The organism is Streptomyces coeruleoprunus, assembly GCF_039542925.1.
GTDB lineage: Bacteria > Actinomycetota > Actinomycetes > Streptomycetales > Streptomycetaceae > Streptomyces > Streptomyces coeruleoprunus.
Genome location: NZ_BAABIT010000001.1, coordinates 2230712 through 2250112 on the forward strand (window position 1 = coordinate 2230712; position 19401 = coordinate 2250112).

Annotated in this window: 14 protein-coding genes; 5 read left to right on the top strand and 9 right to left on the bottom strand. The window is 73.4% G+C overall.

Going from position 1 to position 19401, the window contains the following annotated elements:
* Positions 1 to 64: 64 nt before the first annotated feature.
* Positions 65 to 5659 carry a type I polyketide synthase gene (locus tag ABEB09_RS09385; protein WP_425580046.1) on the bottom strand — a complete coding sequence of 1865 codons (5595 nt, stop codon included), beginning with the start codon at positions 5657 to 5659 and terminating at the stop codon, positions 65 to 67.
* A 274-nt stretch (positions 5660 to 5933) separates the two neighbouring features.
* Between ABEB09_RS09385 and ABEB09_RS09390 the strand changes: the two genes are divergently transcribed.
* The gene (locus ABEB09_RS09390) at positions 5934 to 7121 is read left to right on the top strand and encodes an aromatic ring-hydroxylating oxygenase subunit alpha (RefSeq protein WP_345689012.1); all 1188 of its coding nucleotides are present in this window, start codon (positions 5934 to 5936) and stop codon (positions 7119 to 7121) included.
* Between the two features lie 83 nt (positions 7122 to 7204).
* Here the strand turns inward: ABEB09_RS09390 and ABEB09_RS09395 are convergent, their stop codons facing one another.
* The 3 genes from ABEB09_RS09395 to ABEB09_RS09405 form a co-directional block, all read right to left on the bottom strand.
* Complete coding sequence (locus tag ABEB09_RS09395) at positions 7205 to 7957, bottom strand: thioesterase II family protein (protein ID WP_345689014.1); 753 nt, start codon at positions 7955 to 7957, stop codon at positions 7205 to 7207.
* Between the two features lie 56 nt (positions 7958 to 8013).
* Positions 8014 to 9273 carry a cysteine desulfurase-like protein gene (locus tag ABEB09_RS09400; protein ID WP_345689016.1) on the bottom strand — a complete coding sequence of 420 codons (1260 nt, stop codon included), beginning with the start codon at positions 9271 to 9273 and terminating at the stop codon, positions 8014 to 8016.
* Between the two features lie 215 nt (positions 9274 to 9488).
* The gene (locus tag ABEB09_RS09405; protein WP_345689018.1) at positions 9489 to 9824 is read right to left on the bottom strand and encodes an ATP/GTP-binding protein; all 336 of its coding nucleotides are present in this window, start codon (positions 9822 to 9824) and stop codon (positions 9489 to 9491) included.
* Positions 9825 to 10040: 216 nt separating this feature from the next.
* Between ABEB09_RS09405 and ABEB09_RS09410 the strand changes: the two genes are divergently transcribed.
* Complete coding sequence (locus tag ABEB09_RS09410; RefSeq protein ID WP_345689020.1) at positions 10041 to 11075, top strand: LLM class flavin-dependent oxidoreductase; 1035 nt, start codon at positions 10041 to 10043, stop codon at positions 11073 to 11075.
* An 84-nt stretch (positions 11076 to 11159) separates the two neighbouring features.
* On the opposite strand, the gene ABEB09_RS09415 is transcribed toward ABEB09_RS09410, so the two are convergent.
* The gene (locus ABEB09_RS09415; protein ID WP_345689022.1) at positions 11160 to 11552 is read right to left on the bottom strand and encodes an SCO5389 family protein; all 393 of its coding nucleotides are present in this window, start codon (positions 11550 to 11552) and stop codon (positions 11160 to 11162) included.
* 219 nt (positions 11553 to 11771) lie between these two features.
* Here ABEB09_RS09415 and nucS point away from each other — a divergent pair, with 219 nt between their 5' ends.
* The gene (gene nucS / locus ABEB09_RS09420) at positions 11772 to 12443 is read left to right on the top strand and encodes an endonuclease NucS (protein ID WP_345689024.1); all 672 of its coding nucleotides are present in this window, start codon (positions 11772 to 11774) and stop codon (positions 12441 to 12443) included.
* A 75-nt stretch (positions 12444 to 12518) separates the two neighbouring features.
* On the opposite strand, the gene ABEB09_RS09425 is transcribed toward nucS, so the two are convergent.
* The 4 genes from ABEB09_RS09425 to ABEB09_RS09440 form a co-directional block, all read right to left on the bottom strand.
* Positions 12519 to 15308, bottom strand: coding sequence for an ATP-binding protein (locus ABEB09_RS09425; protein ID WP_345689026.1), 2790 nt, complete (start codon positions 15306 to 15308; stop codon positions 12519 to 12521).
* Positions 15309 to 15660: 352 nt separating this feature from the next.
* On the bottom strand, positions 15661 to 15984 hold the full coding sequence (locus tag ABEB09_RS09430) for an STAS domain-containing protein (RefSeq protein WP_149181181.1): 324 nt from the start codon (positions 15982 to 15984) through the stop codon (positions 15661 to 15663).
* A gap of 139 nt (positions 15985 to 16123) precedes the next feature.
* On the bottom strand, positions 16124 to 16972 hold the full coding sequence (locus ABEB09_RS09435; RefSeq protein WP_345689030.1) for a 3-hydroxyacyl-CoA dehydrogenase family protein: 849 nt from the start codon (positions 16970 to 16972) through the stop codon (positions 16124 to 16126).
* Between the two features lie 141 nt (positions 16973 to 17113).
* Positions 17114 to 17752, bottom strand: a complete 639-nt coding sequence (locus ABEB09_RS09440) for a TetR/AcrR family transcriptional regulator (RefSeq protein ID WP_345689032.1) — start codon at positions 17750 to 17752, stop codon at positions 17114 to 17116.
* Positions 17753 to 17834: 82 nt separating this feature from the next.
* On the opposite strand from ABEB09_RS09440, the gene ABEB09_RS09445 reads away from it, so the two are divergent.
* Both ABEB09_RS09445 and ABEB09_RS09450 read left to right on the top strand, forming a co-directional pair.
* Complete coding sequence (locus ABEB09_RS09445) at positions 17835 to 18620, top strand: ABC transporter ATP-binding protein (RefSeq protein WP_345689034.1); 786 nt, start codon at positions 17835 to 17837, stop codon at positions 18618 to 18620.
* Positions 18621 to 18629: 9 nt separating this feature from the next.
* Positions 18630 to 19379: an ABC transporter permease gene (locus tag ABEB09_RS09450; protein ID WP_345689036.1), complete on the top strand. Its 750-nt coding sequence runs from the start codon at positions 18630 to 18632 to the stop codon at positions 19377 to 19379.
* Positions 19380 to 19401 lie beyond the last annotated feature (22 nt).

Below are 19401 nucleotides of genomic sequence, written 5' to 3' on the forward strand. Positions count from 1 at the left end.
TCGTCCGGAGTGGCGGACTCCAGCGGAACCGGAAGGTCGTGGGGATCGGGGGACCATGCGCGGATCAGCTCCCTGAGGCGGGCCACGACGTGGCCGCGCGTGGTGTCGTCGAGTGCGGCGGCGGAGAACGCCGAGACCAGGCGGTCGACGGCGGCGTCCACGGCCGCTCCGTCCGCGGCGGCGGGCGCGCCGCCGTCCGCCGGACCGTCGGCCGTGTCCTTGGCCAGGCACTCGTCCAGGAAGCCCGCGAGGGCCCCCGGGTGGGGTAGTCGAAGACGAGGGTGGCCGGCAGGCGGACGCCGGTGGCCGTGCCGAGCTGGTTGCGCAGCTCGACCGCGGTGAGCGAGTCGAAGCCGAGCTCCTTGAAGGCGCGGTCCGCCGCGATCGCGTCGCTGTCGGTCCCCTCGTGACCGAGGACGGCCGCCACCCTGGCGCGGACGAGGGCGGTGATCCGGTCCAGTCGTTCGGCCGCGGACAGCCGCGCGAGGTCCCTGCGGAGGGCGTCCGGACCGGACGCGCCGGACGGTCCGCCGCGGTCGCCGCCGGGCGCGCTGCGGGGTGCGACCCGCACCAGCGAGTGGAGCACCGGCGGCAGGTCGTGGGTGCGGGCGGCGCGGGCGCGCAGCGCGGGCAGGTCCAGACGGGCGGCCACGAGTGCCGGCACGTCGAGGCCGTGGGCGGTGGCGAGCGCCGTGTCGAAGAGGGCCAGCGCCTCCTCGGCGGGCATGGCCGCGACGCCTTCGGCGGCCGTGCGCCGTGCGCCGTCCTCGACGATCCCGCCGCTGATCGCGCTGGCCTGCGCCCACAGGCCCCACGCCAGGGAGGTCGCGGGCAGGCCGTGTCCGTGGCGGTGCCGGGCCAGCGCGTCCAGGAAGGCGTTGGCCGCGGCGTAGTTGGCCTGTCCGGCGCGGCCGAGCACGCCCGACAGCGACGAGAACAGCACGAATTCGTGCAGGTCCAGCTCACGCGTCAGCTCGTGCAGGTGGAGCGCCGCGTCGGCCTTGGGGCGCAGCACGCGCTCCAGCCGCTCGGGAGTGAGGGCGCCGAGGACGCCGTCGTCGGCCACGCCCGCGGTGTGGACGACGGACACGAGAGGCCGGTCCGCCGGTACGGAGGCGAGCAGCGCGGCCAGGTCGGCGCGGTCGGCCACGTCGCAGCGGGCCACGGTGACGGTGGCGCCCAGTTCGGTGAGTTCGGCGGCCAGCTCGGCGGCGCCTGGGGTGTCCTGCCCCCTGCGGCCGGCGAGGAGCAGGTGCCGTGCGCCGCGTGTGGTGACGAGGTGGCGGGCCACCAGGCCGCCGAGGGTGCCGAGGCCGCCGGTGACGAGGACGGTGTCGGACGGGTCGTACGGCCGCGGTGCGGACGGCGCGGCCACGGCCGGTACCCGGACGAGCCGGGCGGCGCGGACCGTGCCCGATCGGACGGCCGTCTGCGGCTCTCCGGTCGCCAGTGCCGTCGGCAGCGCCTCGCCGGACTCCGCGGTGCCGTCGGTGTCCAGCAGGAACAGCCGGCCGGGGTGTTCCGCCTGGGCGGAGCGGACGAGGCCCCACACCGCGGCACCCGCGAGGTCCGGCGCCTGCGCGTGGTCGCCGTCCACGGACGTCGCGTGGTGGGTGACGAACACCAGCCGGGAGCCGGCCAGCCGCTCGTCCTCGGTCCAGGCCTGGACGAGGGCGAGCGCGCGGCACACGGCCGCCCTGACCGCGTCGGCGGTGTCCGGGCCCGCCTCCGCGGTGACCGGGGTGACGGGGGCGAGGACCACGTCGGGGGCCGCTGTGCCGGCCGCGAGGTCCGCGGTGAGCGCCTCCAGGTCGGAACGGACCGTCCCGGTGACCGGAACGCCCGCGGATGGGTCACCGAGGACGGCCCACCGCCCGGTGTGGGGCGCCGGGCCCGCCGGGGCGGGGACGGCCGGCCAGTCGAGCCGGAAGAGGGAGTCCCGGTGGGGCTCCGCGGCCGCGCGGAGCTGTTCGGCGGTCACGGGGCGTACGGCCAGGGAGTCGACGGACAGGACCGGTTCGCCGGTGGTGTCGGCCGCCCGCAGGGTGAGGGCGTCGTCGCCGTCGCGGGTGATCCTCACCCGCAGTGCGGTCGTGCCGCGGCGGTGCACGGTGACGCCGTGCCAGGCGAACGGCAGCCGCAGCTCGGGGGCCCCGGTGCCGTCGGCGAACACGGCGTGCAGGGCGGCGTCCAGCAGGGCAGGGTGCGGCCCGTACGCGGCGGAGTCCGCGGTGGCCTCCTCGTCCAGGGAGACCTCGGCGAACAGCTCGTCGCCCCGCCGCCATACCGCGCGCAGCCCGCGGAAGGCGGGGCCGTAGGCGAGGCCGTGGTCGGCGAGCCGGTCGTAGAGGCCGTCGAGGTCGACCGGACGCGCGTCGTGCGGCGGCCAGGCCGCGCGCAGCTGCTCCCACTCCTGCGGAGCGGAACCGGGCGCGTCCCCGGGCCGGAGGGTGCCCTCGGCGTGCCGGGTCCAGGGCGCGCCGTCGGTGTCGTCCTCGGGCCGGGAGTACAGGGTGAAGGACCGCCGCCCCGTCGCGTCGGGGGCGCCGACGGCCACCTGGAGGGCGAGGCCGCCCTCGTCGGGTACGACGACGGGGGCGTGCAGGGCCAGTTCCTCGATGCCGTCGAGCCCGGTGCGCGCGGCGAGGTGCGCGGCGAGTTCCACCGTCGCCGTGCCGGGCAGCAGCGGGGTTCCGGCGATGGTGTGGTCGGCGAGCCACGGGAGGTCCCGCGCGGAGAGCCGCCCGGTGTACAGGGCCGCGCCGTCGTCGCCCGCGAGGTCGGCGGCCGCACCGACCAGGGGGTGCTCGACCGGGCGGAGGCCGGCGGCGCGGACGTCGCCGGCCTGGCCGGCGGGGAGGTCGAGCCAGAACCGCCTCCGCTGGAAGGCGTAGGTGGGCAGCGGGACGTGGCGTGCCCCGCCGCGGGCGAGGAGCGCCCGCCAGTCGACCCGGCCGCCGTGCGCGTGGAGCAGTCCCAGGGAGTTCAGGAAGCGGTCGGGGCCGCCGTGGCCGCGCCGCAGCGTGGTGACGACGGTGGCGTCGGCGCCCTTGGCCTGGATGATCTCGTCCAGGCCGTAGCGGAGCACCGGGTGGGCGCCGCACTCGACGAAGGCGCGGTGGCCGTCGGCGAGGAGGGCGTCGATCGCACCGGCGAAGTCGACGGGGCGGCGCAGGTTCTCGAACCAGTAGGGGGCGGTCAGTTCGCGGCCGTCGAGCGGACCGGCGGTCACCGTGGAGTAGAAGGGCACCGTGGTCTCGCGCGGGGCGAGGTCGCCGATGGTGTCGAGGAGGTCCTGCTCGACGGCGTCGATGTGCGCCGAGTGGGAGGCGTAGTCGATGGGGATGCGGTGCGCGGGTGTGCCCTCGGCCTCGCACACGGCGAAGAGTTCCTGGAGGGCGTCGAGGTCGCCGGAGACCGCGGTGGCCGATGGCCCGTTGACGGCGGCCACGGTGAGCCGCCCGTCCCACCGCTCCAGCAGTTTCTCGACCTCCGCGACCGGCCGGGGCAGCGAGGCCATGCCGCCGCGCCCGGTGATCGCGGCCCGGATGGGCCGGTTGCGCAGGGCGACGAGGCGTACGGCGTCGGGCAGGGACAGCGCCCCGGCCACGCAGGCGGCGGCGATCTCGCCCTGGCTGTGGCCGACCACGGCGGTGGGCCGCACGCCGCAGGACTCCCACAGCGCGGCCAGGGAGACCATCATCGTGAACAGGGCGGGCTGGATGACCTCGTCCTCGTCGAGGCTGCGGGCGCCGGGCGCGCCGCGCAGCACATCGGAGAGCGACCAGTCGAGGTAGGGCTCGAACTCCGCCAGGCACTCCTGGACCCGTGCGGCGAAGACGGGCGAGGTCTCCATCAGCCGTGCCCCCATGCCGGCCCACTGGGGCCCCTGGCCGGGGAAGACGAAGACGGCGCCGGGCATGTCCTCGGCGGGCGCGGTGCCCTGGACGAGGTTCGGGGCGACCTCCCCCGCGACGAGCGCCGTCAGGCCGGCGGTGAGTTCGCTGCGGTCGGCGCCGACGACGACGGCGCGGTGGCGCAGGGCGGAGCGTCCGGTGGCGAGAGTGAGGGCGATGTCGGCGTCGTCCAGGGCCGGTTCGGCGTCCAGACGGTCGAGGAGCCGGGCGGCCTGGTCGCGCAGGGCGGCCGTGGATTTCGCGGACAGCGTCCAGGGCACGGCGGGCAGGGGCGCGGCGGAGAGGGGCAGGGGGCCGTCGGCGGGGGTACTCGGGACGTCCTGGGCGGGGGCCTGCTCGATCAGGGCGTGCGCGTTGGTGCCGCTGAGGCTGAAGGAGGAGACGCCCGCCCTGCGCGGTGCGCCGGTGTCCGGCCACGGGGTCGTCCCGGTGAGCAGACGCACGCCTCCGGACGCCCAGTCGACGTGCGGGGTGGGTGTGTCGATGCCGATGCTGGCTGGCAGGACGCCGTTGCGGAGGGCGAGCACCGTCTTGATGACGCCCGCGACGCCGGCCGCGGCCTGCGTGTGGCCGATGTTGGACTTCACCGAGCCGAGCAGCAGCGGCCGTCCGGCGGGCCGCTGGGCGCCGTAGGTGGCGATCAGGGCCCGTCCCTCGATCGGGTCGCCGAGGGTGGTGCCGGTGCCGTGGGCCTCGACGGCGTCGACCTGGTCGGCGGTGAGCCGGGCGTTGGCGAGTGCCTGACGGATGACCTCCTCCTGGGCCGCTCCGTTGGGCGCGGTGAGGCCGTTGGAGGCGCCGTCCTGGTTGACGGCCGTGCCACGGACGACGGCCAGCACCTCGTGTCCGGCCCGCAGCGCGTCGGAGAGCCGTTCGAGTACGAGCACGCCGACGCCCTCGGAGAAGGCGGTGCCGTCGGCGGCGGCGGCGAAGGGCTTGCACCGGCCGTCCGCGGCGAGTCCGCCCTGACGGCCGAACTCGACGAGCATGGCGGGCGTCGACACCACGGCGGCGCCGCCCACCAGGGCGGTCGTGCAGTCGCCGGCACGCAGGGCCCGGCAGGCGTCGTGCAGGGCGACCAACGAGGAGGAGCAGGCGGTGTCGATGGTCACGGCGGGGCCCTGGAGACCCAGGGTGTAGGCGATGCGGCCGGAGGCGAAGGCGGCTCCGGCGCCGTTGATGAAGTAGCCGTCGAGGCCCGCGGAGCCGGACGCGGCCAGGTGGGCGGCGTGGTCGCCGCTGATGATGCCGGTGTAGACGCCGGTGCGGCTGCCGCGCAGGGAGTCGGCCGGTATGCCGGCGCGCTCGAGCGCCTCCCACGCGGTCTCCAGCAGCAGGCGGTGCTGCGGGTCCATCGCGACGGCCTCGCGCGGCGAGATACCGAAGAAGTCGGCGTCGAAGTCGGCGGCATCGTGCAGGAACGCGCCGAAGGTGCCCGGGGTCTCGACGCCGTCCGGGCCGCGCACCGTCAGCTCGCCGAGGTTCCAGTTGCGGTCCTCGGGGGTGCCGGACACGACGCTGCCGCCGCGCACCAGCAGCTCCCACAGGTCCTCGGGGCTCTGCACCCCTCCCGGGAACCGGCAGGCCATGCCCACGATGGCGACGGGTTCCCCGGCCAGTCGCTCACGGGTCTCCAGCAGCTCCGCGGTGACGCGCTTCAGATAGCCGCGGAGCTTGTCCTCACTGCTCACCAAATCCCCGTCCCCCGTGACGCCCACTCGCCAAGAATCGTTCCTACGCAACCCTTCACACTGGGCGCGCGGAGGAACAGGCAGAACCGGCGGAGAAAACCACAGAAATGCGGAACGACACCTTCCGCTCGCGCTTGGGGAACCGTCGCGGATACCCCCTCAAGTGCCACCGTGATCACTTGAGTTATCTTGACAGGGCGGACTAGCCTGCCCCGCACGGGGGAAATTCGCGCCGCTGTTCGCGCGCGCCTCCGCCGTGTTTCCCGTCCCCTTTCCCGCGACGCGGAAACCTCACCGGAATTCGCTGACCCGACGGAGGTCGACCGTGGTCTTCCAGCCCACCCGAGGCAATCTGCCCGCCCGCTTCGGGCCCGGCGTGCCGAACGTCCCGCCCATCGGCCCGGCGACGCTCGACGCCGAGGTCTACCGGGATCCGGAGCGCTACGAGCAGGAGCGCATCAAGGTCCTCAACCGCAGCTGGCAGATCATCTGCCGGTCCGAGCAGATAGCCGATCCGGGGGACCACCACGTCTGGGAGGGGCACGGCGAGAGCATCGTCATCACCCGCCGCCCGGACGGCGGCCTCGACGGCTTCCACAACGTCTGCCCGCACCGCGGAGCCCGAATCGTCGCCGAGAGCGGCACCGACGCCCGCCGCTTCACCTGCAAGTGGCACAACTGGACCTTCACCACGGCGGGCAAGGTCAGCGGCGTCCCCGACCGGCCGGACTTCGACCGCAAGCGGCTGGAGGGGCTCTGCTCACCGGCCGTCGACGTCGACGAGTGGGGCGGCTGGGTCTGGGCGGTCCTCGCGGGGCCGGGCGTCGCCGGCCCGCTGAAGGACTGGATCGCCGCCGAGGTCCGCGACGACCTCGCCGCCTTCCGCATGGAGGAGATGAAGCTCGTCGAGAAGGTCGAGTGGGTGGTGGACGTCAACTGGAAGGTCGCCATCGACGCCTTCAGCGAGTACTACCACGCCCAGGCGCTGCACAACATGGGCGGCAAGGAGGCGAAGGACGCGCGCCACTCGACCATCCACGTGCACGGGCGCAACGGGATGTACTTCGTCCCGTTCCTCGGCGTGCTGGAGGACCTGCAGCGCACCCTGGACCACACGCGGTACGCCATCTGCAATTACCAGCTGTTCCCGACCGCCGTCGCCAACTGCCAGGCGCTGCACACGCAGGTCTTCCGGGCCGTGCCGCTGGGCGTGACGAAGACCCGCTTCGAGGCGTGGGAGCTCCGGTACGAGCTGGAGGAGGGCGACGACCCGGAGTACCTGCGCCAGGTGGACTTCTTCTGGGAGATCTACAAGGCGGTCGTGCAGGAGGACGTGGACGAGTGGACCGACGTCGCCGCGACGACGCAGTCCTCCGCGTACCACACCAACATCCTGAGCGAGCGGGAGTGCGTCATCACGCACTTCCACCGGGTCGTCGACGACATGCTGGCGGGCGGCGACGGCCTGGGCCTGGAGCCGAAGCCGGTCGACGAGGAGACCGTGGAGTCCTAGCCCGCACCGATTCGCACCCGCACGACTGAGGGGTGTACCGGAGGATCGCTCCCCCGGTACACCCCTGATGCGCTGTCGGGCGGCTAGCCGTTCAGGGCGTGTGCCACCGTGTCGGCGACGGCGCCGAACCGGTCCGCGAGGTAGAAGTGACCGCCCTCGAAGGCCTCCAGCGTGAAGGGACCCGTCGTGTGGTCGACCCAGGCCGCGGCCTCCTCGGAGGTGACCGTCTCGTCGTCCTCCCCGAAGAGCGTGACGACGGGGCAGTCGAGAATCGGACGGGACGGGTCGTCCCGCCAGGTCTCGACGGCGGTGTAGTCGGCGCGCAGCGGCGGCAGGATCATGCGCAGCACGTCCTTGTCCTCCAGGATGCGCGCGTCGGTGCCGCTGGAACTGCGCAGCACCTCCACCAGACCGTCGTCGTCGAGCAGGTGGATCGTGGACTGACGGTCCTTGGACGGCGCGCGCCGGCCCGAGACGAACAGCGTCACCGGCGCCGTCCCGAGCCGTTCCCGCATACGGTGCGCCACTTCGAACGCGATAACCGCCCCCATGCTGTGCCCGAAGAATGCCACGGGTTCCTTCAGAAGCGGTTCCAGCGCGGTGAATGCGGCATCGGCGAATTCGTCAATGCGGTTGAGGCACCGGTGGTGCATTCTGTCCTGCCGACCGGGATACTGCACCGCGAGTACCTGATTGCGGTCCTTCAACTCCTGGGCAAAAGGACGGAAATAACTCGCCGAACCCCCGGCGTGCGGAAAACACACCAGTGGTGTGCTCCCGGCGGGCCCGGGGGTGAAACGGCGAATCCATTCATCGTCCAGCTGGATCTCGGTCATCACAGGTTCCGTTCGTTCGGCAACGGCGTGACGGCTCTTCTGCCGCACGCCGGGCATCACAGGCGCACGGCCGGCGTCCGCCGGGCGCGGGTCCCCACGGCGAGGAAGTCCTCGATCCCCTCGAGCAGACGGTCGACGTCCTCCTCGGAGGTGTAGGGCGCCAGCCCCACGCGCACCCCGCCCTCTTCCCCGAGCCCGAGGTGCCGGGCCGCGTCGGCCGAGTAGAAGGTCCCGAAGCCGGTGTCCACGCCGCGGGCGGCGAGGTGGCGGTGCACCTCGCGGGGGTCGTGGCCCTCGAAGGTGAGCAGCAGGGTGGGGGTGCGCGAGGCGGCCCGGGAGTGCACCGTCACGGCGTCGAACGCCGCCAGACCCCGTTCGAGGTACAGCCGCAGCCGGTCCTCGTGGTCCTCGACGGCGGACAGCGCGGACGCGAGCCGGTCACGCCGGGGGGCCTCGCCCTCGCGCAGCGCCCCGAGCCCGGCCCAGAAGTCGACGGTGGCCCGCACGCCCGCCAGCACCCCGTACGGCAGGATGCCGAGTTCGAAACGCTCCGGTACGGAGTCGGTCGAGGCGAGCAGCTTGTCGGGGCGGAGCGTCTCCAGCAGATCGGGGCGGCCCGCGAGGATCCCGAGGTGCGGTCCGAGGAACTTGTAGGCGGAGCAGCTGAGGGAGTCCGCGCCGAGCGCGTCGAAGTCGACGAGCGCGTGCGCGCTGAGCTGGGCGGCGTCGACGTGCAGCAGGGCGCCCGCGTCGTGGACCAGGCGGGAGATCGCGGCCACGTCGGGGCGGGTGCCGATCAGGTTGGACGCGGCGGTGACGGCGACCAGGCGGGTGCGGTCGGAGAGGACCGCGGCGATGTGGTCGGGCGTGAGCTCGCCGGTGGCGGCGTCGAAGTCCGCCCAGCGGACCGTGACCCCGGCGGCCTCCGCCGCCTGGATCCAGGACCTGATGTTGCCCTCGTGGTCGAGGCGCGTGACCACGACCTCGTCGCCCGGGCTCCACGTCTTGGCCAGGGTGCGGGCGTGGTCGTAGAGGAGCTGGGTGGAGCTACGGCCGAAGACGACGCCCCGCGGGTCGGCGCCGAGGAAGTCGCCCATGGCCCGGCGGGCCTCCACGACGATGGACTCGGCATTGCGTTCGCCGGCCGTGCTGTCCCCGCGGTTGCACAGGGGGTCCGACAGCGCGTCCACCATCGCATCGATCACGGACTGGGGTATCTGGGTGCCCCCCGGCCCGTCGAAGTGGGCGGACCCGGCCTTGAGCGCGGGAAACTGCGCCCGTATGGCATCGATGTCGTAGAGGTGAGAAATCGTCACGGGCGCTCCGTCTGTGATGCGGAAGATGACCTGGGTGTCCCGCCGTCCGGACGTCGTCGTCCCCCTCGGCGGCGTCAGTGACGGTCCCCGTCGCCGACCGTTCGACATGGATCATCTCCCCGCCGTCACGCGGAGAACAGGCAGAACCGGCGGAGAAACTGCCGGCCACGCGTCGCAGCACTGAGGGCGCACCGGGGCCGTGGCGCCTGCCCGCGTCAGTGGCGCGGGGCGTTGCGGGACCGCTGCACCCGGGTGGTGCGGCGGTCCTTCGCGTTCCAGCACGCCTTGTGCCAGTGGCGCCGGTCGTCCACGCCGCCGTACTCGGGCCAGGCCACCACATGGGCGACGCCCGAGGGGATCTCCTGGTCGCAGCCCGGGCAGCGGTACCGTTTACCGGCCGCGCTCGCCCCGGCCACGTTCCGCACGGCCCAGTCCTCGCCCTGCCAGGTCTCCGTCCGCTGGAAGCCGCCGTACCGGTCGCCGTCACCGCCGCCGGCCCCGGTGGGATTCTCTCCGCCCCTCTTCTGGGGCCGGTTGCGGCGCGGTGACACGGAACACCTCACAGGGGCGGGACGTGGACGTCTTCCCGTCCAGCCTAAGGGCCGTGGCCGTGCCGCCCGTACGCCCCGAAGGGTGATGGAGCGCGCCGCCGGGGGCGGTTAGCGGAAAATCGCAAGAACTTCCCGCGGGGCCGTTGCCTTTGGCACGTGTCAGGCGTTGTTGCCCGTGAGGGGAGCCGCGTCGGCCGGTCAAGGAGGCATAAGGCGATGCGCGTGGGAACGTTTGTCCTGTCGGCCCAGTTTCCCGGGCAAGGTCATGGCGAGACGCTGTACCGGGCGGTGCGCTCGGCGGAGGTCGCCGAGGAGTGCGGACTGGACTCGGTCTGGCTGGCCGAGCACCACTTCGTGCCGTACGGGGTGTGTCCGTCGGCGATCACGCTGGCGGCGCTGCTGCTGGGCCGTACGCGCCGGATCCGGGTGGGTACGGCGGTCAGTGTGCTGCCGACCGGGCACCCGGTCGCGCTGGGCGAGCAGGCGGCGCTGCTGCACCTGACCTCGGGCGGCAGATTCAGCCTGGGGGTCGGCCGCGGTGGTCCATGGGTCGACCTGGAGGTGTTCGGCGCGGGCCTGGAGGCGTACGAGAAGGGGTTCCCGGAGGCGCTGGACCTGCTGCTGCGCTGGCTGCGCGAGCCGCGCGTCGCGGCGGACGGCGCGCGGCACCGGTTCCGTGAGGTCGCCGTCGTACCGCGCCCCGACGACCTCATCGACGGGGAGTCGGCGCCGGAGACGATCCTGGCCTGTACGTCGCCGAAGAGCGTGCGGCTGGCCGCGGCGCGGGGGCTGCCGATGATGCTCGGCATGCACTGCGGGGACGAGGACAAGGCGGAGATGGTCGCCCTGTGGCGCAGGGAGGCGCTGGCGGCCGGGCACGGCCCGGACGAGGTGGCCCGGATCGGGGAGCGGCATCTGTCGGCGGGGGTCGCCCAGATCGCCGACCACACGGCGGACGCGGCGGAGACGCTGCTCAAGGCGATGCCCGGCTGGCTGAAGCGGGGTCTGGACGCCCATGTCACGGTGGACGGACGGCACCGGGCGATGCGCGATCCGCTGGCCTATACGGAGCTGCTGTGCCGACTGCATCCGGTCGGTACGCCCCGGCTGGCGGCGGACCGGCTCGCGGCGACTGCGGAGCGTACGGGCATCCGGCGGTTCGCGCTGATGGTCGAGGGGTCGGGCCAGGTGGCGGCGACGGAGGAGAACGTGCGCCGGCTGGGCGAGGAGGTCCTGCCGCTCCTCGTCTGACCGGTACGGGGACCGCCCGGACCAGGTTGCTGCCGCCCCTGCACCAGTCGCACCTCCCGCGATGCGGAGCGGCAACACGCGGCGTCAGCAGTCGCGCAGCTCGGGCGACTGGTTCAGCAGCTGGGCCCGGACGGACGTGAAGCGGGCCAGCGGCTCGTCGGCCGCGGGGTCCAGGGGGAACACCGCGACACGGTGGCAGTTCTGGAAGGCCAGACGCACCCCGAAGTGCCGCTGCAGCGCACCGCGGATGGCGTCACTGGCGAGGGCGCGCAGCAGCTGACCGCGCGCGTGCTCGTCCGGCGGAGGCGTCTGGTTGTCGGCGAACGCACCACCGTCCACCTTGAGCTGGGCCACCAGAGAACTGATCATCTCCCATGCGAAGGGCAGGGAGGTCCGGACGCAGTCGACGAAGGCGGCTTCGTCGACCTCGCCTCGCTCGGCCTGTTCCAACAGAGCCGGTGAGACGTCGAGCGACATGGGTTCTCCTCTCGCGACCCCGCGGGGAGCGGGGTCTTACGGGCAGGGAAGGAGGAGCCCCCGTACGACACGCAGAGTGCACGAGCGACAACCTCCCGCTTCCACGTTAGGCGCGCTGTCCGGACCGCACCAGGAGATTGGGACACAACAGGCCAAGGAACCAGGGGCGTTTAGCGCCGAATCGCGCGGAAGCGTATGCGTCGAGTAGCGTTGCCGACCATGCGTCTCGTCATCGCCCGCTGCTCCGTGGACTACGCGGGCCGGCTCACCGCCCACCTGCCCTCCGCCCCCCGTCTGATCCTGGTCAAGGCAGACGGCAGCGTCTCGATCCACGCCGACGACCGGGCGTACAAACCCCTCAACTGGATGTCCCCGCCGTGCACCCTGAAGGAGGGCGACGGCGAGTCCGAGAGCGTGTGGACCGTCGTGAACAAGGCGGGCGAGAAATTGATCATCACGATGGAGGAGATCCTCCACGACTCGTCGCACGAGCTGGGTGTCGACCCGGGTCTGATCAAGGACGGCGTGGAAGCGCACCTCCAGGAGCTGCTCGCCGACCGTATCGAGACACTGGGCGAGGGATACACGCTGATCCGCCGCGAGTACCCGACCGCGATCGGCCCCGTGGACATCCTGTGCCGGGACGCGGACGGCGGCACGGTCGCGGTGGAGATCAAGCGGCGGGGCGAGATCGACGGCGTCGAGCAGCTGACCCGCTACCTGGAGCTGCTGAACCGGGACCCGCATCTCGCGCCGGTGAAGGGCGTCTTCGCGGCGCAGGAGATCAAGCCGCAGGCGCGGGTCCTGGCCACGGACCGCGGCATCGGGTGTGTGGTGCTGGACTACGACGCGCTGCGGGGCATCGAGGACGACAAGCTGCGCCTGTTCTGACCGCAGGCCGAAGAACCGTACGGCCCCGGGTGGCTCCGCCTCCCGGGGCCGCGGCGTGTCGGCGTCGGGTACGCGTCAGGCGGCCGTGCCGGTGGGGCTCGGGTCGCCGCTGGAGGCCGGGGCGCTGGCCGTGGGCGACGTGCTGCCGCTGGTGGTGGTGCCCGCGTCGGTGCTCCCGCCGCTGGTCCCGCCCCCGTCGCCGCCGGAGGTGGTGGTGCCGCCCGACGTGGTGGTGCCGCCCGAGTCGGAGCCGCCGGTGGTGTCGGTGCCCCCGCTGTCGGATCCGCTGGTCGTGCCGCCCGTGGTCGGCGACGTGGTACCGCCGGTCGTGGGCGACGACGAGCCGCCGGTGGTCGGGGAGCTGCTGCCGCCCGTGGTGGGCGACGACGAGCCGCCGGTCGTCGGCGAGATGGTGCTGCCGCCCGTGGTCGGCGACGTGGTCGTGCCGCCGGTCGTCGTCGGCGACGTGGTGCCGGGCGGGGTGCTGCCGTCCGTGGTGGTCGGGTCGGCGCCGGGCGTCGACGCGTCGCTGGACGTGCCCGTGGTACCCGGCTGGGCGGAGGAGCTGGGCCGGTCGCCCGTCTCGCCCGTGCCGCCGGTGTCGCCGGAGCCCGGGTCGTCGGTGGAGTCCTGGCCCGGCTCATCGGCGTCCAGCCCGCCGGTGGAGCCGTCCACGCCGGCCGAGTGGTCGGTGCCGACCTTGTTGTTGCCGCTGGTGCCCGGGTCGTCGCCCGAGGTGGCCCCCAGGGTGACGACCGTGCCGAGGACGGCCGCGAGGAGCGCGCCCGCGCCCGCGGCGACGACGTTGCGCCGGGCGCCGGTGAGGAACGTACGGCGGACCGTGGAGCGCCACGTACCGGCGGCCCCGTCCTCGGGTGTGACGGCCGCCACCGCGGTGGGCGTCCCGTCGACGCGGCCCGTGCGGTGGCCGCCCGGGGCCGAGCCGTGGGCGGCGGCGAGCCCGGTGGCGGCGGCCTCGCTCAGTCCCACGTCGCCGCGCATCCCGGTGCCGTGCGCCTTGGCCGCCAGGGCGTGGTCGACGGACACGCCGGCGCCGCGCAGGCGGCCCCCGGCGGACGCGCCGCCCAGGGGCGAGGCGGACTCCTCGTACCGGGCCGCCGGGACCTCCTCGCCCGCGGCGGTGCGCCCGCCGGCGAGCGGCCCGCGCTCCCGGTCGGCCACGAGGGCGAGCGCCCTGCGCCCGGCGACCGTGCCGCGCTTGTCGGCTAGGGCGCCGCGCATGCCGATGGACGCCTCCAGCTCGGCGCGGGCCCGGTCGAGGTTGCCGGCGCACAGGGCGAGGACGCCCAGCTCGTGGTGGAAGTACGCCTCTTCGGCGACCTCGCCGGCGTTGCGGGCCGCCTCGGCGCCGGCGCGCAGTGCCCGCTCCCAGGCCGCCCAGTGGAGTCCGGCCGCGAGGGCGGGCGCCGCGCTGCGGGCGAGGAGGACGGCGGCGCTGGCGTGGCCTGCCTCCTGGCTCGGTACGAGCACGGTGAGCGCGGCCAGCACGGCGTCGGCCTCGGCGGCGACCCGCTCGGGCGCGACCGACGGGTGGCCGGCCCACCAGGCGTAGTGCTGGGCGGCGGTGTGGGCGCGGCCGACGGCGCCCTCGGCGTAGCCGCGCTCCTGGAGCTGCTCGGCGATGCCGGAGGCCAGCCGGTAGCGGGCGCCGACCGGGGTGAGCAGTCCGCAGCCGGCCAGTTCGCCGAGGGCCGCGTCGGCGTGGGTGTCGCCGACGAGGGCGGGCAGGTGCGCCTGGTGCGGGACCTCGCCGCCGAGGGCGACGGCGAAGCGCAGGGTCTCGCGGGCGGACTCGGAGAGCCGGGAGGCGAGCAGCGCGGCGGGCGCGGCGGCCTCGCCGAGGCCGGGCAGGGGCACGTCGCGGGCGTCGGTGAAGACGCTGTCGTCGCCGTCGTCGGCGGGGTCGGCCGGCGGCGTCCGCAGGGCGTCGCGCTGCCGCAGCAGGGCGGCGGCCTGGACGAAGCGCAGGGGCAGGCCCTCGGACTCGAACCAGAGGTCGCCGGCCCAGTTGGCCTCCTCGTCGGTGAGGGCGCGGCCGATGGCGTTCTCGAGGAGTTCGAGGGTGGTGCTGCGGTCGAGGCCGGTGAGGAAGACCTCTTCGACGGCCGCTCGGGCGGAGGGCGCGGGCACGTCGGCCGTGGCGGCGAGCAGGAAGGCGCACTCGGGTGCGGCGTCGAGCAGTTCGTCGAGGGCCGCGCCGCCGAACTCCAGGTCGTCGAGGAGGACGACGGCGCCGATCTCGCGGACGCGGGCGAGCAGCCCGGCGCGGTCCGGCCGGTGCCCCGGGGACCGGTGGACGGTGGCGAACAGGTCGTACAGGACCTCGGTGGGGGTGCGGCGGTGGCCGGAGAGGCGTATCACGCCGTCGGGCGCGAGGTCGGCGCAGTCCTTGGCGACGACGTCGAGGAGGCTGGTGCGCCCGGAGCCCGAGGAGCCGGTGAGGCGTACGGAGCGGCCGCGCGAGAGCAGCCGTACGAGGCGCTCGCGCTGCTCCTGGCGTTCGAGGAGGCGCGGCGCGGTCGCGGCGGGTCCGGCCGGGACGGGTGGGGTGGCGGCGCGGGCCAGTTCGGCGCGCTCGGCACGGGTGTGACGGGTCGGCGGTTCCGGCCGGCGGCCGGGCGGGCAGGCCTCGATCTCGCTGCCGTCGACGGGGTTGACGGTGAGGAGGAAGTCGCCGGAGACCAGCTGGGCGGTGCGTGCGGGGGCCTTGGCACCGGGCCCGAGTGCGGGCGGGAGGTCGTCGCGGGACCCGCGCGGGCGGCCGGAGGCGGCGCCGGACGCGCGGCCGTCGTCGGCGGAGGTGTCGTGGCCGTTGTCGTCCGGCCGCTGGTTCACAGGGTCCATGGTGAAAGCCCCCAAAAGCGTGGTGCGGCGAAGCCCCTCCCGGCCGATCTGCACGCTTGGGTCGCTTCTGGTCCGGTGCCCGCCGTGTGGGTCGGTCGATGGGCAGACGCCCCGACCCTAGACGTTCGCTCAGTATCCCGGAACAGCCGGGGTGCCGGTCGCCCAAGACGTCACGGTCTTATGAGGATTGGGCGCCTGGGGTTCGCGTGGGGTGTTTTGCCCCCGCCCGGGCCCCCGCCCGGGGCCCCGCCCGAGGCCTCGGCCCGGACCCCTGTCGGACGCCTTTCCGGCTCCCGCGTGGTGCCCGGCCGGCGGTGCCGGCGGCCCGTGCGGGCCGCCGACGGCCGGACGGTCAGACGCGGGGCAACGATTCAGCGGCCAGTCCGCCCTCGATGGCGAGGATGCGGTGCAGCCGGGTCGCCACCAGCAGGCGCTGCATCTGCGGCGGTACGCCGCGCAGGACGAGCCGGCGGCCGCAGCGGCCGGCCCGCCGGTGCGCGCCCATGATGACCCCGAGCCCGGTGGCGTCCCAGGAGTCGAGGCCGGTCAGGTCGAGCACCAGGTCGCCGGCTCCGTCGTCGACGGCCGAGTGCAGGACCGTACGGGCGTCCGCCGCGCTGCGGACATCGAGGCGGCCCCCGACGACCAGCTCGGTGTGGTCGCCCCTGATGTGCATATGCGCTCCCCGAGAGTGCTTCTCCGTCACGTCTTTCCGTTGCAACAACTGACTGCCGCATCGACGGCCCAGTTGCGCGTTGTAAGCGAACCGATACCAAATTCACCCCATGGGGTGACGGCGGTCTGGCCGTGGAGGATCAGTGCTTGTAGAAGCCCTGCCCACTCTTGCGGCCGATGTCACCCGCGTCCACCATCCGGCGCATCAGCTCCGGCGGGGCGAACTTCTCGTCCTGGGACTCCGTATAGATGTTGCTGGTGGCGTGCAGCAGGATGTCGACGCCGGTCAGGTCCGCGGTGGCGAGCGGGCCCATGGCGTGCCCGAACCCCAGCTTGCAGGCGATGTCGATGTCCTCGGCGGAGGCCACGCCGGACTCGTACAGCTTGGTGGCCTCGACGACGAGCGCGGAGATGAGCCGGGTGGTGACGAAGCCGGCGACGTCGCGGTTGACGACGATGCAGGTCTTGCCGACGGACTCGGCGAACTCACGGGCGGTGGCGAGGGTTTCGTCGCTGGTCTTGTAGCCGCGGACGAGTTCGCACAGCTGCATCATCGGGACGGGCGAGAAGAAGTGCGTACCGACGACCCGCTCGGGGCGCTCCGTGACGGCCGCGATCTTGGTGATCGGGATGGCGGAGGTGTTGGAGGCGAGGACGGCGTCGTCCTTGACGAGCTTGTCGAGGGCGCGGAAGATCTCGTGCTTCACCTCGAGCTTCTCGAAGACGGCCTCGACGACGATGTCGGCGTCGGCGGCGGCGTCGAGGTCGGTGGTGGCGGTGATGCGGGCCAGGGCGGCCTCGGCGTCGGCGGCGTCGAGCTTGCCCTTGGAGACGAACTTGTCGTACGACGCCTTGATGCCGTCCGTGCCGCGCGTGAGGGCCGCGTCGGTGACGTCGCGCAGCACGACGTCCCAGCCCGCCTGGGCCGAGACCTGCGCGATGCCGGATCCCATGAGTCCGGCACCGATGACGGCGAGCTTCTTCGCCACGATCTATCCCCTTAACACCCGTTCACTTTTCAGCTCTTCGGCGGGAGGTTACTGCCCGGGAGGGGTGCTGTGGCGGTGAAGAGATGCGCGTCACGTCTCGGATGACGGACATCACACCGATGCGGGCCGCCCGGTGAGGGGTCAGCCGGCGCGCACCGCGTAGGAGAGGACCCGCTCGCCCAGCAACTCCTCCATCTCGTCAAGGAGGACGAGGGCCTCGCGGGAGACCTCGCGGGGGTCGCGGTGCTTCATCATCTCGGCGGAGATCCAGCCCATGACGGTGCTGTGCAGCCAGTCGAGCTGTCCGGCCACGAGTGCGGGGACGTGGTCGCCGTCCTCGGCGCCGACCTCGTCCCGCATGGTGCGCTCCAGGTCCAGCAGCGCCTCCTGCCGGATCTGCCAGAGCCGTGAGCGCAGGGTGTGGGCCTCGAGGACGACGCGCATGAACGTGGCGTACCCCTCGAAGAGCCCCACGGTGTGCGAGAGGGTCTCGACGGCTTCGCGCAGTTCGCGCAGGACGGCATCGGCGGCGGACTCGCCCCCGCGGCGGCCGCGCACCCATCGGGACACGCGGTCGACGAGCCCCTCGCCCCGGTCGAGGAACAGGTCCTCCTTGGCCGGGAAGTAGTTGTAGACGGTGTTGACCGAGACGTCGGCGACCCTGGCGATCTCGGCCATCGTGACGGCGTCGAAGCCGCGCTCCAGGAACAGATCGGTGGCCACGTCCGAGATGTGCTGTCTGGTCTGCCGCTTCTTCCGCTCCCTGAGCCCCTCTGCCATGCCCCCATCGTAGGCATCCTGGGGCCCGTTGAAAAGTTGGTGTCGTTGCAAATTTCTAGTCGGTTCTGCTTTTCTGGGGGGCATGTCAACGGCAATCATCCGTACGGCCGGACTGGCCCACACCTTCCGCACCCGCAACGGCCCCGTCGAGGCCGTCCGCGGGATCGACCTGACCGTGGAGGCGGGGGAGATCCTCGGTTTCCTCGGCCCCAACGGCGCCGGCAAGACCACCACCCTCCGGATGCTCACCACGCTCCTCCCGCCCACCGGCGGCTCCGCCACGGTGGCCGGGCACGACCTGGTGTCCGACCCGGGCGGCGTACGCACCGCGATCGGCTACGTGGCCCAGTCGGGCGGCGTCGACCTGAGCCTCTCGGTACGCGAGGAGCTCGTCACCCAGGGCCGGCTCTACCGGCTGAGCAAGGGCGAAGCGGCCCGACGTGCCGTGGAACTGGCCGGCGACCTGGACCTCACCGAACTGCTCGACCGCCCGTGCGGGGCGCTCTCGGGCGGGCAGCGGCGTCGGCTGGACATCGCGATGGGGCTCACGCACCAGCCTCGGGTGCTGTTCCTCGACGAGCCGACGACCGGCCTCGACCCGGGCAGCCGCGCCGACCTGTGGGAGCTGGTGCGGCGGCTGCGCGACACCTACGGCATGACGGTGTTCCTCACCACCCACTACCTCGACGAGGCCGACGCACTGTCCGACCGGCTCGTCGTGGTCGACGGGGGCACGATCGTCGCGCAGGGCACCGCAGCCGCGCTGAAGGAGCAGTACACGGGGTCGGTCACCGCCTCGCTCCAGGAGGCGTTCCTCGCCATCACCGGCCGCCCCGTCCCGGCCGACCCGACACCCGTAGCGATCTGAGGAGTCCCCATGCTGATCCGCGACACGGCGCTGATCTTCGGGCGCTGCGCCCGGCAGACGGTGCGCTCACGCTTCCAAATCCTCTTCGGCATGCTGATGCCCCTGCTGTACCTGCTGTTCTTCGGCCCGCTGCTGACGGAACTCCCGCTCGGGTCGCGCGGCGACTCCTGGCAGGTCCTCGTCCCGGGGTTGCTGCTCCAGCTGGGCCTGTTCGGCGCGGCGTTCGCGGGCTTCGCGATCATCATCGAGAACCAGTGGGGGGTCGTCGAGCGGATGCGGGTCACCCCGGTCAGCCCCCTGGCGCTGCTGCTGGGCCGGGTGCTGCGGGACGCGGTGGTCTTCGTCATCCAGTCGGTGCTTCTGGTGCTGGCGGCCGTGGCGATGGGGCTGCGGGCACCGGTCACCGGCATTCTGATCGGCTTCGCGTTCGTCGCCGTGCTCACGGTGGCGCTCGGCTCGCTGTCGTACGCCCTGGCCCTGAAGCTCTCCACCCCGCAGGAGTTCGGGCCGGTCATCAACGCGGTGACCATGCCGTCGATGCTGCTGTCCGGGCTGATGCTGCCGATGGCGCTCGCGCCGGCCTGGCTGGACGTCCTGTCGCACTTCATGCCGTTCCGCTACCTGGTGGAGGCGGTCAGGTCGGCGTACGTCGGCGAGTACGCGAACGCGGACATGCTGTACGGGGTGCTGGTCGCCGTGGCGTTCATGGTGCTGGCTGTGACGGTGGGCACGCGTGTCTTCCGGAAGGCCGGAGCGTGAGGAGGCGTGGCTAGGCTGACCG